The 13,510-nt window shown below is 64.2% G+C and carries 14 protein-coding genes; 9 read left to right on the top strand and 5 right to left on the bottom strand.

Annotated elements, in window-relative coordinates; all coding sequences use genetic code 11:
* Both ABNU97_RS06110 and ABNU97_RS06105 read left to right on the top strand, forming a co-directional pair.
* Positions 1-955: SDR family oxidoreductase (locus tag ABNU97_RS06110; protein WP_348765862.1), on the top strand; the 955-nt coding region annotated here is incomplete at its 5' end.
* Positions 956-1,059: 104 nt separating this feature from the next.
* Entirely contained in the window at positions 1,060-1,644 is a 585-nt protein-coding gene (locus ABNU97_RS06105; RefSeq protein WP_348765861.1) for a hemerythrin domain-containing protein, read from the top strand.
* On the opposite strand, the gene ABNU97_RS06100 is transcribed toward ABNU97_RS06105, so the two are convergent.
* The 3 genes from ABNU97_RS06100 to ABNU97_RS06090 all read right to left on the bottom strand — a co-directional run bounded on the left by ABNU97_RS06100 (position 1,641) and on the right by ABNU97_RS06090 (position 3,776).
* Positions 1,641-2,474: an AraC family transcriptional regulator gene (locus ABNU97_RS06100; RefSeq protein WP_348765860.1), complete on the bottom strand. Its 834-nt coding sequence runs from the start codon at positions 2,472-2,474 to the stop codon at positions 1,641-1,643. The genes ABNU97_RS06105 and ABNU97_RS06100 overlap by 4 nt on opposite strands.
* Positions 2,471-3,079 (bottom strand): LysE family transporter, encoded by a 609-nt coding sequence (locus ABNU97_RS06095; protein ID WP_348765859.1) that lies wholly within the window; start codon positions 3,077-3,079, stop codon positions 2,471-2,473. Before ABNU97_RS06095 ends, ABNU97_RS06100 begins: the two co-directional genes overlap by 4 nt.
* 118 nt (positions 3,080-3,197) lie before the next feature.
* Entirely contained in the window at positions 3,198-3,776 is a 579-nt protein-coding gene (locus ABNU97_RS06090) for a methyltransferase domain-containing protein (protein WP_348765858.1), read from the bottom strand.
* A gap of 160 nt (positions 3,777-3,936) precedes the next feature.
* Here ABNU97_RS06090 and ABNU97_RS06085 point away from each other — a divergent pair, with 160 nt between their 5' ends.
* The 3 genes from ABNU97_RS06085 to ABNU97_RS06075 all read left to right on the top strand — a co-directional run bounded on the left by ABNU97_RS06085 (position 3,937) and on the right by ABNU97_RS06075 (position 7,284).
* The gene (locus ABNU97_RS06085; protein WP_348765857.1) at positions 3,937-4,734 is read left to right on the top strand and encodes a GNAT family N-acyltransferase; all 798 of its coding nucleotides are present in this window, start codon (positions 3,937-3,939) and stop codon (positions 4,732-4,734) included.
* Positions 4,735-4,912: 178 nt separating this feature from the next.
* Positions 4,913-5,272, top strand: coding sequence for a hypothetical protein (locus ABNU97_RS06080; protein ID WP_348765856.1), 360 nt, complete (start codon positions 4,913-4,915; stop codon positions 5,270-5,272).
* On the top strand, positions 5,269-7,284 hold the full coding sequence (locus ABNU97_RS06075) for a pyrroloquinoline quinone-dependent dehydrogenase (RefSeq protein WP_348765855.1): 2,016 nt from the start codon (positions 5,269-5,271) through the stop codon (positions 7,282-7,284). The genes ABNU97_RS06080 and ABNU97_RS06075 overlap by 4 nt, the downstream gene beginning before the upstream one ends.
* Positions 7,285-7,409: 125 nt before the next feature.
* Here the strand turns inward: ABNU97_RS06075 and ABNU97_RS06070 are convergent, their stop codons facing one another.
* Positions 7,410-7,844 (bottom strand): SRPBCC family protein, encoded by a 435-nt coding sequence (locus ABNU97_RS06070; RefSeq protein ID WP_348765854.1) that lies wholly within the window; start codon positions 7,842-7,844, stop codon positions 7,410-7,412.
* Positions 7,845-8,002: 158 nt separating this feature from the next.
* On the opposite strand from ABNU97_RS06070, the gene ABNU97_RS06065 reads away from it, so the two are divergent.
* The 4 genes from ABNU97_RS06065 to ABNU97_RS06050 all read left to right on the top strand — a co-directional run bounded on the left by ABNU97_RS06065 (position 8,003) and on the right by ABNU97_RS06050 (position 11,975).
* On the top strand, positions 8,003-9,031 hold the full coding sequence (locus tag ABNU97_RS06065; protein ID WP_348765853.1) for a serine hydrolase: 1,029 nt from the start codon (positions 8,003-8,005) through the stop codon (positions 9,029-9,031).
* Positions 9,032-9,133: 102 nt separating this feature from the next.
* Positions 9,134-9,880, top strand: a complete 747-nt coding sequence (locus ABNU97_RS06060) for an MBL fold metallo-hydrolase (RefSeq protein ID WP_348765852.1) — start codon at positions 9,134-9,136, stop codon at positions 9,878-9,880.
* Positions 9,877-10,491 carry a hypothetical protein gene (locus ABNU97_RS06055; protein WP_348765851.1) on the top strand — a complete coding sequence of 205 codons (615 nt, stop codon included), beginning with the start codon at positions 9,877-9,879 and terminating at the stop codon, positions 10,489-10,491. Before ABNU97_RS06060 ends, ABNU97_RS06055 begins: the two co-directional genes overlap by 4 nt.
* A 107-nt stretch (positions 10,492-10,598) precedes the next feature.
* On the top strand, positions 10,599-11,975 hold the full coding sequence (locus tag ABNU97_RS06050; RefSeq protein WP_348765850.1) for an NAD-dependent succinate-semialdehyde dehydrogenase: 1,377 nt from the start codon (positions 10,599-10,601) through the stop codon (positions 11,973-11,975).
* A 435-nt stretch (positions 11,976-12,410) separates the two neighbouring features.
* Here ABNU97_RS06050 and ABNU97_RS06045 read toward each other — a convergent pair whose 3' ends face one another.
* Positions 12,411-13,373 carry an AraC family transcriptional regulator gene (locus ABNU97_RS06045; protein WP_348765849.1) on the bottom strand — a complete coding sequence of 321 codons (963 nt, stop codon included), beginning with the start codon at positions 13,371-13,373 and terminating at the stop codon, positions 12,411-12,413.
* Between the last annotated feature and the right edge of the window lie 137 nt (positions 13,374-13,510).

Raw genomic sequence — 13,510 nt, 5'->3', positions numbered from 1 at the left:
CGGCGGGGTCATTCCGGTCCAGGCCGATCTGCTCGACGCGCAGGCCACCGCCAAAGCGCTGGCCGGCCTCAAGATCACTCACGTGTTCTTCTGCACGTGGACTGCTCGCGACTCCGAGGCGGAAAACGAAAAAGCCAACGGCGCGATGATGCGCAACCTGTTCGACGCGCTGGACGAAACGAAACTGCGCCATGCGTCGCTGGTGACCGGCACCAAGCAGTATCTCGGTTCGTTCGAAGCCTACGGCAGCGGCAACGTGGAAACGCCGTTTCGTGAATCCGCCGAACGTGTGCCGGGGCCCAACTTCTACTATGTACTCGAAGACATTCTGTTCGAAAACGCCCGGCGTTACGGTTTGAGCTGGAACGTGCATCGACCGCATACCCTGATCGGCTATGCGCGTGGCAATGCCATGAACATGGGCGTGACGCTCGCGGCCTATGCGTCGATCTGCAAGGCCACCGGTCGTGCGTTCAAGTTCCCCGGTTCGCAGACGCAGTGGAACGCGCTCACCGACCTCACCGATGCGTTGCTGCTGGCACGGCAGATGGAATGGGCGGCCATTTCGCCCGGCACCCAGAATCAGGCATTCAATTCGGTCAACGGCGATGTGTTTCGCTGGCGTCGTCTGTGGCGGGAGATCGGCGAATACTTCGGGCTCGAGGCCGAGGGCCCGGACGAAACCCCGCATCCGCTCGAGCAGCAGATGGAGGGTATCGAATCCACCTGGGCCGAACTGGCCGAAACTCACGGCCTGGTGGAGTCGGATATCGGCCGCCTGGCGTCCTGGTGGCACAGCGACGGCGATCTGGGTCGCGAGCAGGAATGCGTGAACGATATCAACAAGTCGCGCAACTTCGGCTTCATGGACCACCGTGAAACGCGCGCGTCGTTCTTCGATCTGTTCGATCGGCTGGCTGCCGAACGCATCATCCCGCCGATTCAGGCCGACTAAGCCCCTGGACCGGGCCCGGCAGGCTGCGCCTGTCGGGTCCGAGGCCTGCAGACGTGTTGCTGTGCGCCGGCAAAGCGGCTGCGGCTTCGCGTTATCATTGCGTGATGCACACGATTTCCGACGACCTGCGCTTGGATCAACGCGCCGCGCTACCGGCCGAGATCGCGCTGCTGCGGGCGAAGTATCCGGCACCGCAATGGCCGGCGCACGCCAATTACGGCGAACTGGCCGCCTTCTGGCTGCAGGTTCACGATGCGCTGCGCGCCGAGGGCGGCGCCCTGGCCCGGGTTAGCGAGGATTTTCGCGAGGGGCGCACCGACATCGCGGCGTTTGAGCGCGCGTTCGCGCCGCGTCTGCGGGCCTATCTCCAGCATCTGGAAGGGCATCACCGAATCGAGGATGCCCATTACTTTCCCCGCTTTCGAAACCTCGACGAGCGCCTGATCTACGGCTTCGATCTGCTGGAGAACGATCATGAAATCATTCATGAACAGCTGCTGTCGGTCGTAGATAGCGCACAGTCGTTGCTGCAGGCGTTCGCGGTGGGCGACGACGCGCTGCGCTACCGCGTGGACACCTATGCCGAGCGCGCGGACCGTCTGCTGCTGCTGGTTAAACAGCACCTGGCTGATGAAGAGGAAATCGTGATTCCGAGCATTCTCGAATACGGCGAACTGGCACTGCGCTAGCCGCGCTCGCGGCTTTGGCCGGTGGCCTGGGCGGTGAGCTTGAGCCAGCGACCAGGCGAAATGCCGTAGGCATCGCGAAACTGTCGGGTCATATGGCTCTGGTCGGCGAAGCCGGCCGCCAGCGATGCATCGGCCAGCCCGTCGCCGGCATCCAGACTGCGTTTGCAGCGCTCCAGGCGGCGCATGGTGAGGTAACGATAGGGGCTGGTGCCGAACAGCACCCGAAAATCCCGCGACAGCCGCCAGCGGTTCTGCCCGGTCACGGCCTCGATCTGATCGAGGGTGATGCGCCCCTGTGGGCTGTCATCGATGAACGCGCGTGCACGCTGTGCGGACACGGCGTCGACCCGCCGCGGTTTGGTTTGGGTGCCCGCCAGCGCGTTCATGGCACGGATCAGATCGAACAGGGCATCGTCTTCCTCGAACGATTCGAGCGCGTCGTCGATCGGGCGCAGCAGCCGCAGCACGCTCTCGGCCATACGGGCATCGGTGGTAATGCCGCCCGGTAGAAACGGCAGCGGCTGACCACCGAGCATGTCCTGGAACACGGTCGGCGGAACATAGACCATGCGGTAGCGAAAGCCGTGAATATCGCCGGCATGGCCGTCGTGCACTTCGTCCGGATGAATCACGATCGTGCGCCCGGGCAGACTGTGTCGATGCGAGCCGCGGTAATGAAAGCTCTGCACCCCCGCCAGGGTGACCCCGATCGCATAGGTATCGTGGCGATGCGGGTCGTAGGCATGGCTGCCGAAATAGGCCTCGATGCGTTCGAGGCGCGGCGTGGGCGAGTGGATGAACCAGTCGTGTTCGTAAGTCGCGGCGCTCATGCGATGCCGTTGCCGGTGGCGATAAAGAAATCGTAAGCGATTGAAGCGGCCACGGCGACCAGGCACAGGGCCATCACCTTGTTGGCGATGACCAGCGCGCGGCCGTGATGGATGCGCGCGCCGGCAAGCCGGCCGAGCAGTGCATAGCAGGCCGGCGCGCCAACAGCACCCAGCGAAATAAGCAGAGCACAGGCGAGTATGCCGCTGCCGCTCAATCCGGCGGCCGGAAACATGAGCGTCGTTACCGGCAGCACCAGCACCCAGCCCTTGGGGTTGAGCAGCTGCAGGCAATAGCCCTGGCGAAAACGCAGGTCGGTGGCGGGTTCGGCCGCCTTTGCCGCGTTCGTGTCCGCGGTAAAAAGATGATAGGCGAGATAAAGGATATAGGCGCTGCCGGCGCCGGCCAGCCACGGTAGCAGGGCGTCGCGAACGAGGGCCGCACCGGTATAACCCAACACCAGGAATACGCTCAGCATGGCCACGCCCACGCCGACGCAATAGCCGGCCAGCGTGGCCGGCGGGCGGTGCAGCGCCGTGTTGAAGGCAAGCAGGTTGACGGGCCCCGGCGAATACATCACGCAGAAGGTATAGATCGCGATTTCCATGGCGTGTCGACGAACAGGCGGACGGGTATCGACAAGCTTGAAGCGGACACGTCAAGGCGATCTTGAACGATCGTGCAAGCGATCGTTCAACGTTGCTGCGCGTGGCGTTCGGGCGGGGTTACAGGCCGACGTCGGGCCGATACTGCCACAGCGTCGCTGGCGGCCAGTTAAGTGCGACCCGCCGAAAGCGGTCGGCGCGATAGCCCCAGCGCTCCAGCGCCCGCTGGCGCACGGGCGAGCCGGGCAGGTAGGTGATCTGGGTGAAAAGCGTGCCGGGCAGGGCGCGTGCGAAGCAGCCGTCGAGCACGCGGCGCTGATCGGCGCGGGAAAAATGCAGGATCGGCAGGGTGGATACGATCGCGGCCACCTGGTCGATACCCTGTTGGGCAAACAGTGAATCCAGCGCCCGGGCGTCGCCCTGGACGATGCCGCCATGCCCAAAGCGTTGCCGCAGCAGGGCAACGAGGTCGTTGTCGTATTCGACCACGCACAGCCGGCGGCGATCGATGCCGGCCTCCAGCATGGCGGCGGTAATCGGACCGGTGCCGGCGCCGAGCTCGACGATGTGGCCCTCACCGGGGGCGGCGTCCAGCGCATCCACAAAAGCCTGGGCCACGGCGCGCCCGGTCGGCGTCCAGGTGGCGATCTGGCGCGGCTTGGTCAGCCATAGCCTCAGTAGCAGGCTGGTATCCGACATGTTGCTGTCCTGGAGCGAGCGTTATCGCTACTGGATAGCAGCTTGAAATGACGCAATCGTTACATTCCGCTGCGTCATACAGGCGTCACCGTTGGGTCATTTGCGTATCACACAGGGCTCGGAGAATTGCCGTCGTTGATTCGCGATCGAGATGCCCGCCATGACCGCAACGACGACCAAACAAGCAGCGCAGGAGCGCGGTGCCCGTTTCTACTACAGCTTTGCCCGGACCCAGAACGAGATCGACGACAGCCTGGCCCTGCGCTATCGCGTATTCGTACAGGAAATGGGTGCCCAGGCCACGCTGGCCGGCAGTGGCCTTGAAGCCGATGCCATGGACGCCTTCTGCCTGCATTTGCTGGTTCGTGATGCCCGCGATGGGCGCGCGGTTGCCAGCACCCGGGTTCTCACGCACGAAGCAGCCGTCGCCGCCGGCGGCTTTTATTCGTCCAGCGAATTCGAGCTCGACGCGGTGCTTGCCTGCCAGGGGCGCTTTCTCGAAATCGGCCGTACCTGTGTTGCCGAAGAGTATCGGCGCAGTCCGGCGATGGCGGTGCTCTGGAGCGGTATCGCCGATCTGATTCGTGCCGATCGCTACGATCACCTGATTGGCTGTGCGAGTATCGATCTACGCGACGGTCTGGCGCTCGCCCATGCGACCTATCGCCAGATCTGGGCCCGCCAGCCGGCCGAGCGGCATCGTTGCGTGCGACCGCGCCTCGCGCTGCCGCCCGCCGAGGCACCGCTTGATCGTGCCGTGCGCCTGCCGCCGCTGATCAAGGCCTATCTGCGTGTCGGGGCCTGTGTCGGCGGGCCGCCGTGTTACGACCCGGACTTCAACGTGGCCGACGTGTTCATGCATCTCGATCTCAACCGGCTGACGCCGCGCTATGCGCGGCACTTTCTGGGCCGGACCATGCCCGATGATGGCCGCTCGGCCGCGCGCATGTCGGCTTGAGCCACCCGGCGCCTGTTCGATGATCTGCCTGTTGATCGCGCTGCGCGGCGAGCTGCGGCGCTCTCGGCGCTAGCCGCCGGCTGGCCAGTGGCTGGCGCGCCGATGTAATATATGCGTTATGCATCTATTGGGCGGGCGTGACCGCGTTGGCCCTGGCTTTTCGCAGACGGCGGTTCCCATGTCCTCACCCGATCGCACGGCCCGTTTGGGTGCCGTGCTGCTTCTTGTCGCAGTCCTCGCCGGGTTCGGCGTCGCGGTTTATTCCTATTTTGCGCCGCTGACCGGCGTCACAGAGACGCTGGGCGCGCTTGCCGCGATTGGCGTGAGCGCAGCGCTGGTCGTACTGTCGCTGCTGCTCGCTCGGCGGCCCGACCAGGGCGTTCTGGTGGCGGTGACGTTGATCGGACTGGTCGGCAACGCGTTTGCTGGCGCGCTCCTTCACGAATGGTGGCTGTGCATGGACATGGGCGTCGGGTTGATCGGCTTGCTCGTGGATACGCTGGCGCCGCAGCGTGGCCGCAAGGCGGTGCACTCATGAGTACCAAGGTGTATGCCGTACTGCGTGCCGCAGCCATCGGCGCGGCGCTCGCGCTGCTTGCAGCTTGTGGTAACAACGCCGCGACACGCCAGACGGGCGCGCCCGAGGGTCAGGCTTCGGGCACCGTGCCGGTTGCTGCGAACACGCCCTCGTCGCTGGTGCCCGCCGAGCCCACCTGGGACAGTTTTCATGGCCAGCTCAACGCACAGAAATACAGCCCGCTGAGCCAGATCACCGCGGACAATGTCGCCGGGCTCGAAAAGGTCTGGGAATTTCATACCGGCGACGTCTCCGACGGCAGCGGCGATACACCCGCGACGGTCTGGTCGGCGACGCCGATCTTTGCCAACGACACGCTCTATATCGGCACGCCGTTCTATCGACTGATCGCCCTCGATCCGGCCACCGGCGAACCGAAGTGGACGTTCGATACCCACACCAAGAAGCAGGCCTTGACCCAGCCGGTGCTCAAGAACCGGGGCGTATCCTACTGGGCGGCCGAACAGCCGGTGCCGGGCAAGGCCTGCCAGAAGATCGTCTACATGGGCACGATGGACGCACGCCTGTTCGCGCTCGATGCCGATACCGGTGAAAAATGCGAGGGTTTTGCCGATCACGGCGTGCTCAACGTCAATCAGTGGAACGACACCCACGCCAAGTGGCCGCTGTCGCTGCTGCAGCCGCCCACCGTGGTTGGCGATCATCTGCTGCTGGGCTGGGCCGGCAAGGACTGGGCCTTCGAACAGGCCCCGCCCGGCACGGTGTTCTCGATCAATGCCCGTACCGGCGAGCGCGAATGGACGTTCCAGGCGCTTTCCGACGAGATGCGCAAGAACAGCGGCACGGCCAACGTGTGGACGCATATGTCGGCCGACGAAGAACTCGGGCTGGTGTATGTGCCGGTATCGTCGCCGTCGCCGAACTTCTGGGGCGGCAATCGCCAGGAAAAGGCGCCGCTGGCGACCTCGACCACCGCGCTGGATCTCGATACGGGCGAGGTCGTATGGTCGCGCCAATGGGTGCATCACGATATCTGGGATTACGATATCAACGCCGCGCCCACGCTCATGGACATCACCGTGGATGGCGAAAACATCCCGGCCCTGGTCCAGGCGACCAAGATGGGTTTTCTGTTCGTGGTCAATCGCAAGACCGGCGAAGACGTATGGCCGATCGAGGAACGCCCGGTGCCCGCCGGCGACGGTTCGGTCGCCGGCGAGATCTATTCGCCCACCCAGCCGTTCCCCACCAAGCCCGCACCATTGCTCGACCAGACGAAAAAACCGCCGGTCTGGAAACTCGCCGACATCGTCGGCGGCGGCCAGTGTTCGCGGCTGTGGGATCAGCTCGACTACCGCGGCATGTATACGCCGCCCACAACGAAGGGCGAGGGCGCGATGGCCTATCCGGACAGTTCCGGCGGCGTGCAGTGGGGCGGTGTGGCCTTCGACCCCGCCAGCCAGACCGCGATCGTGAATACCTCGCATATCGTGCAGTACGTCAAGCTCTACGAGCGCGAAGCGTATGAACAGGCCGATACCGGCTCGGGCAACGAGAGCGGGTTTTCGCCCCAGAGCGGGGCGCCTTACGGCATGCGCCTGAAAGTGGCGATGAACTGGCTGGGCATGCCGTGCTGGCAGCCGCCGTTTGGTGAACTCGTGGCCCTGGATATGCATACCGGCGACGTGCAATGGCGCCGCCCCGTGGGTGCCTCCCAGAAGTACGGTTTCTTCATGCCGGAAAAATGGGGCTCGCCCACCATCGGCGGCCCGGCGGTCACCGCCGGGGGCGTGGTGTTCATCGGTGCATCGATGGACGCCAAGCTGCGTGCCTTCTCGCTGGCCACCGGCGAGCAGCTCTGGTCCGATCAGGCCCAGGCGCCGGCGGTGGCCAATCCGTCGGTCTATGAATACCAGGGCCGTCAGTACGTGGCCTTCGTTGCCGGTGGCAATACGATCCTCAAGGATCAGGTCGGCGACCAGGTGGTCGTCTACGCGCTGCCGCAGGACTAGCCGGCCGGGGTGGGCCAGGCGCAATCGAAGGCCGGGCGCGGCGTAGTCGATTCGACGCGTGAAAGCCCATATTGCAGGAACCGGCCCGTACGTCTGCCGGGCTGGCGGTCACGGGTCGAGCGTTCTCACTCCAGGCGTTTCGCCACCGCGTCCAGGCCGGTACGGAATACGCCGTCGGCCACGGTATCGATTGTGGCAGCGGCGTCTTCGGCCGCCACTTCGAACTCGGCCTTCCAGACCACGAGGCTGGCGGCCTCTTCGGTGATCGGGATCACGTCGATGGTCGCATCGTAGCCGCTCACCGGCATGGGCGATTCGAGAATCGCGTAGCGCATATGCCGGTCGGCATCCGATAGAGCGGTGAGCCGCTCGCGGATATGACCGCCGTCGGCGAGGTGAAAGCTGCGCACACAGCCCACGGCATCGCCTTCGCGTCCGTGCTCGATCTCGCTGTCGATGATCGCCGGATGCCAGTCCGGCATGCCGTTGAAGTCGCGCAGCAGGGTCCACACCACGTCGGCGTCGGCCCGGATCACACGGCTGATGAATACACGTTCCATGGCAAGCTCCTGAATCACTGAGGGCGTCGATCGTCGCGCCGCATGCGCGTATGCGGCGATACGCCTCGGCGGTTGTACGCACCATAGCACTGAACAAAACGCGCGCCGGGGCGTGGACGATGCAGCCTGTGCGGCCGAGAAGCGATTACGATAAGGCCATGCTGAAATTCATCTACACAAACGGGCAACGGGCCGTGCCGGGGCTCAAGCGCGCCGGCGCTGTTTGCGCTCTGATCCTGTACACGGGCATCGCGAATGCCGCGATCGATACGCCAGCGCTTGAGTCGATCGCCGAACGGGCCGGACAGCTGCCACGAACCCACAGTTTTCTGGTAGCTATCGATGGCGAGACGGTGCTCGCACAGGGTTACCGCGGCCATTCGGTGGATGCCAAGGCGAATATCAAGTCGCTGTCGAAGACGCTTATCGCCACCCTGGTCGGCGCGGCCATCGACCGTGGCGTGATCGACGGTGTAAACCAGCCGATCGGCGACCTGCTGGGGCCGCGCATGCCGCAGAACGTGGATGCCCGGGTGGCGACGATCACCGTTGGCCAACTGCTGTCGATGCAGTCCGGGCTGGAGCGCACCTCGGGCGCGAACTACGGCAGCTGGGTCGCCAGTCGCGACTGGGTGGCCAACGCGCTGCAGCGCCCGATCGTGGCCGAACCCGGCACGCGCATGCTCTATTCGACCGGCAACAGCCACGTTCTGTCGGCGATTCTTACCCGGGCGAGCGGGCGCAGTACGTTGGCACTCATGCGCGACTGGCTCGGGGAGCCGCTGGGTATCGATATTCCGCCCTGGACGCGCGATCCCCAGGGCATCTATTTCGGCGGCAACGAAATGGGCATGACGCCGCGCGCGCTGCTGGCCTTCGGCGAAATGATCCGTCGTGGTGGCAGGATCGATGATCGACAGATCATTCCGGCCGACTGGATCGAAGCCAGCTGGCGCGGGCGAACCCGTTCGGTCTATACCGGGGATGCCTACGGCTACGGCTGGTTCACCACCAGGCTCGCAGGCGTGACGGCCCACTACGGGCGCGGGTATGGCGGACAGGTTCTGTTCGTGGTGCCAGAGCGCGACATGACGGTGGTGATGACCTCCGACCCGACGCCGCCGTCGAACGGACGCTATTTCGCCCGCCAGGCCACGATCGTCGAGGCGTTGATCGAAGCGAGCTGACTGCATGCGGCGACCGTTGCCCGCTCGCCGCGCACGCCGGCAACCTGCGCGGGGCACGTGTTCGCTATCATGCGCGGCTGACTGCGTTGCCGAGTAGTGATCATGTCCAGCAAAGATGCCGGCCTGTCGTTCCTGTGCCTTGGCACGGGGCGCGGCGCGACCGCCGTTTACGACGGCGAGCCCAGCAGTGCCATCACCCTGAGAATGAACGGCCATGACGTGCTGCTGGTGGATATCGGCTTTGGCGTGGTGCAGGCCTGCAAGCGATGGCTGGGCGCGATTCCCGACACGATTCTGGTCACCCACAACCACAGCGATCACGCGGGTGAATTGCCGGTGGTACTCGCCGCCGAAGCGGCGGCTGGGCGCCGCCTGCGCGTTGTCGCCGAGCCGGCGGTCGGGGTACGCCTTAAAGCACACCGCCTGCACGAACTGGAAAGTACGGGCGAGCCGCTGGCTGCGTTCTGCGACTGGGTCGATACGCCAGCGGGGCAGGCGTGGCCGTTAACCCCACGGTTGTCGCTGTGTTTGCTGCGCGCGCGTCACAGCGAACCCTGCTTCGGTTTCGTTGCCAGCCTCGACGGCGAGCCGATTCTGGGCTACGGCGGCGACTCGGCGGTCGATAGCGACTACTACGACCGGCTGTTCGCCGCGCCCAACGTAATACTCGATGCCCGTGCCACCGGCAACAACGAGCACGCCGATTTCGACACGGTCGCGGCGTATATCGCGGGCCGGCCAACACATCGGGTATGGATTACCGGCTACGGGCGCGCCGATCAGGCGCCGGCGAGCATGACGCCGATCTATCCGGGCGACGCGGTCGCGCTGGGCTCGGGCGCCGCATGAACAGTACTCGTCTGATCGAGTGGCTGGTGGTCGCCCTCTACCGGCTGTCGCCCTATGCCTGGCTGGATGCGGGTATGGCGCGCCTGGAGCGCGCGCAGGGCGCAGGCTGGCGACGGGCTCGCTATGTGGCCTCGGAGGCCTATATCGTCGGCTGGCTGATATTGGCGGTACTGCTGTGGTGGCAGCATGAACAGCTGGCGGCATGGCTCGCCGTGCCGGCGTTGCTGCGCGTGGCCGGCATACTCAACAAGGAAATCGGCGTCATCCTTTTCGGGCGCTGCAAGATCACGCCCGGCCGTATCGTGGCCGCCACCGGTCGGACCATCGTGCTGGCGCTGGAAAACTATGCGACGGCGGCCTTTCTGATGGCTTTCGTGTATACCAAGATGGGCCGCTTTGAAACGTCGCATGGACAATCCGGCATGCTCGAGGGCGGTCATGCGCTGGTCCAGTCGCTATCCGTCCATTTCTCGATGAGCGGTGCCTACCGGCCACTGGATCTGGATACATGGATGCTCGTAATGGCCCAGAGCGCGTTCAGTTTCCTGTTCAGCCTGATCGTGATTTCGCTGTTCGTATCCCTGCTCGATATCGGCGCCGACCGTCATTAACCGCGTGGTTGGAGGATCGGGCAAACAATCGACAGCCTGCGATAAGCAACGGCTTGCGAATACCACTATGCTCGGGGGTGTTCATTCATAGCCTGTATGGAGGCTACGTGGCTAACACCGTCAAGACCATCAACCCGGCGACCGGTCAGGTCATCCGGGAATTCGACACGATTTCCGACCAGCAGCTGCAAGACAAGATCGAGAAGACCCACGAGGCCTTTCTCGACTGGAAGCAGCGCTCCTTCGACGAACGCGGCAAGCTGATCCGTAAGGTCGGCGAACTGCTGGTTGCGAACCAGGATCGTCTGTCCAGCCTTATTACCGAGGAAATGGGCAAGCCGATCAGCCAGGCGCCCGGCGAGCTCAAGCTGTGCAAGGGCATCTGCGACTACAGCGCCGACAATGCGGCGACGTTCCTCGCCGACGAAGAACGCGACCTGCCGGGCGGGCGTGCGCTGGTCAGCCATCAGCCGATCGGCGTGATCTTCGGCATCCAGCCGTGGAACTTCCCGTTCTATCAGGTCATTCGCTACACCATCGCCAACCTGATGGCGGGCAACACCGTGCTGCTCAAGCATGCGCCCAACGTCTGGGGCTGTGCCGAAGCGCTGGAAGACATCTTCCGTGAAGCCGGTGTCCCCGAGAACGTGTTCAACGTGCTCTATATCCAGGAAGACCAGGCCAGCCAGGTCACCGAGCACAAACTCGTACGCGGTGTGACCTTCACCGGCAGTGCCGCGACCGGCCGCAAGATCGCCTCGGCCGCCGGCGAGCATCTCAAGAAGACCGTGCTTGAACTGGGCAGCAACGACGCCTTTCTGGTGCTCGAGGATGCCGATATCGACAAGGCCGTGGATGCCTGCGTGACCGGTCGTATCAACAACAACGGCCAGACCTGTGTTGCGGCCAAGCGTTTCGTCGTGGTGGACGCGGTCTACGAGCAGTTCCGGGATGCCTATCTCGCCAAGATGAAGCAGATCGAGTTCGGCGACCCGAGCGACAAGAACACCCAGCTCGGCCCGATTGCCCGCGAAGACCTGCGCGACAACCTGCATGCCCAGGTCAAGGAATCGATCGAGAAGGGCGCAACCTGCCTCACCGGCGGCGAAGTGCCCGATCGTGAGGGTTACTTCTACCCGGTGACCGTGCTCGAAAACGTCACCCCCGGCATGCCGGCCTATGACGGCGAGCTGTTCGGCCCGGTTGCCTCGCTCATCCGTGCCAAGGACGAGGCGGATGCGATCCGTATCGCCAACGATTCGGTCTACGGTCTGGGCGGCGGCATCTTCTCGGAAGACGAAAAGCGTGCCGAACTGCTGGCCCGGGATCATTTCGATACCGGCATGGTCAGCATCAACGGCTACTATATCGCCCAGCCGAACCTGCCCTTCGGTGGCGTTAAGGACAGCGGCTATGGTCGCGAACACGGCGGCTTCGGTATGCGTGAGTTCGTCAACAGCAAATCGCTGATGATCGCGCAATAGCGTCTCTGCCCGAACGTCGTCCGCGTGACGTCGTGAAAGCCCCCGGCCCGTTGTGCCGGGGGCTTTTTTTGTGTTCGTACGACGGCAACTTGTTCTCGAAGGCAGTTCGCGAATGAACGCGAATACACGCAAATCGAGCGGGGTACTGGGCGTGCTCTGGTAGAACTGGCCACGCGTAACGGCACGTCGGTTAACAAACGCCGCTCCCGCATCCGCCCGTCATTGGCGGTCATTCGCGTTTGTTTTCGGACGGACTGCTTCGTTCTGCCGGTGGGTTGGCGTGAGCCGTACGCCGCAAGTTGGCCGGACCTCAACTCGCGGCGGTGTTGGATTGCGCGAAGCGATTCGCGCTACCGGGCGGCGTTGCCTGTTGGATGACGCTGCGCTAATCCAACCTACGCCCGACGATGGTCGCGATCGTCGAATCGCGAGAGCTTATGTAGAGATGCCCCGGGCCGAATCGGTCAGCGCCAGGGTGCCGGTATGAGCCTGGCGCGGGCGGTCGTGGGTCGGCGCGACGCCGAAATAGCGCTTGTACTCGCGCGAGAACTGCGAGGCGCTTTCATAGCCCACCGCATGCGCCGCGCCGGCCACGTTCTCCACCTGGCTGGCAAGTAGGTCGCGGGCGGCCAGCAGGCGAATACGCTTTTGATACTGCAACGGCGACAGCCGCGTGACCCGCTTGAAGTGGTGGTGAAAGCTCGATGCGCTCATGTGCACACTCGCCGCCAGATCGGCCACCGACAGCGAGCTGGCATAGTCGGTATGCAGCTGGTTGATGGCGGTGCCAATACGCGCGTAGGCGCCGCGCTCGTGGATGAGCCGTCGCAGCAGATGCCCCTGCGGGCCACGCATGGCTTCGAAGATCACCTCGCGCACGCGAGCCGCATACAGCGCCCGCGCAGAAAGCTCGTCATCGAGGCAGTCGAGCAACCGTGTCAGTGCGTCGCTCATGTTCGAATCGAGCGCCACGGCCGCCATCGGCAGCGATTCGGTTGCGGTAGGGTCGGTCGCCGGCCAGACATGCTCGGGCATTGAAGTGACCAACTCGTCGAGCACGTCCGGGTCAATGCGCAGCGAAGCCCCCAGCACCGGCACTTTGCTATCGCCGCGTGTTTCACATTCGAAGGGCACCGGCATGGCCTGGACGAGATAGTGTCCGGCGCCGTAGTGGATGACCCGATCTTCCAGATAGGCCGTCTTTTCGCCCTGGGCGACGAATACCAGCGACGGCTGGTAGACCTCCGGCTGACGAATTGTGCGTCCGGCATAGCCGAGCAGCGACAGGCCGTCCAGGGCGGTGGGCGTGAAACCGTCTCGACTGATATGCGGCGCGATACGGGCCGCCAGATGTTCGAATCGGCCCTGCGCGCGTTCGTTACGGGATATATCGACCACTACAGTCTTGTTGCAGGAAAAGCGTCCGCTCAATTATGCCTGTATTGGCCACCCGGGCCATGCCCGCCGCCTGTGCCCATGGCTTGAGCCAGGCGGCAGGTGTTCTATCATTTGCGCTACGTAAACCGCGACGTGGC

The organism is uncultured Salinisphaera sp. (assembly GCF_964012375.1).
In the GTDB taxonomy this organism is placed as follows: Bacteria; Pseudomonadota; Gammaproteobacteria; order Nevskiales; family Salinisphaeraceae; genus Salinisphaera.
This window is presented reverse-complemented; position numbering and strand designations above follow the sequence as displayed.

What these genes read in the sequence shown, in the direction of transcription:
- ABNU97_RS06085 (WP_348765857.1), top strand. Translation starts at nt 3,937, where the DNA reads ATGACCGCAACGACGACCAAACAAGCAGCGCAGGAGCGCGGTGCCCGT.
- ABNU97_RS06095 (WP_348765859.1), bottom strand. Translation starts at nt 3,079, where the DNA reads ATGGAAATCGCGATCTATACCTTCTGCGTGATGTATTCGCCGGGGCCC.
- ABNU97_RS06100 (WP_348765860.1), bottom strand. Translation starts at nt 2,474, where the DNA reads ATGAGCGCCGCGACTTACGAACACGACTGGTTCATCCACTCGCCCACG.
- ABNU97_RS06070 (WP_348765854.1), bottom strand. Translation starts at nt 7,844, where the DNA reads ATGGAACGTGTATTCATCAGCCGTGTGATCCGGGCCGACGCCGACGTG.
- ABNU97_RS06090 (WP_348765858.1), bottom strand. Translation starts at nt 3,776, where the DNA reads ATGTCGGATACCAGCCTGCTACTGAGGCTATGGCTGACCAAGCCGCGC.
- ABNU97_RS06080 (WP_348765856.1), top strand. Translation starts at nt 4,913, where the DNA reads ATGTCCTCACCCGATCGCACGGCCCGTTTGGGTGCCGTGCTGCTTCTT.
- ABNU97_RS06060 (WP_348765852.1), top strand. Translation starts at nt 9,134, where the DNA reads ATGTCCAGCAAAGATGCCGGCCTGTCGTTCCTGTGCCTTGGCACGGGG.
- ABNU97_RS06075 (WP_348765855.1), top strand. Translation starts at nt 5,269, where the DNA reads ATGAGTACCAAGGTGTATGCCGTACTGCGTGCCGCAGCCATCGGCGCG.
- ABNU97_RS06065 (WP_348765853.1), top strand. Translation starts at nt 8,003, where the DNA reads ATGCTGAAATTCATCTACACAAACGGGCAACGGGCCGTGCCGGGGCTC.
- ABNU97_RS06055 (WP_348765851.1), top strand. Translation starts at nt 9,877, where the DNA reads ATGAACAGTACTCGTCTGATCGAGTGGCTGGTGGTCGCCCTCTACCGG.
- ABNU97_RS06105 (WP_348765861.1), top strand. Translation starts at nt 1,060, where the DNA reads ATGCACACGATTTCCGACGACCTGCGCTTGGATCAACGCGCCGCGCTA.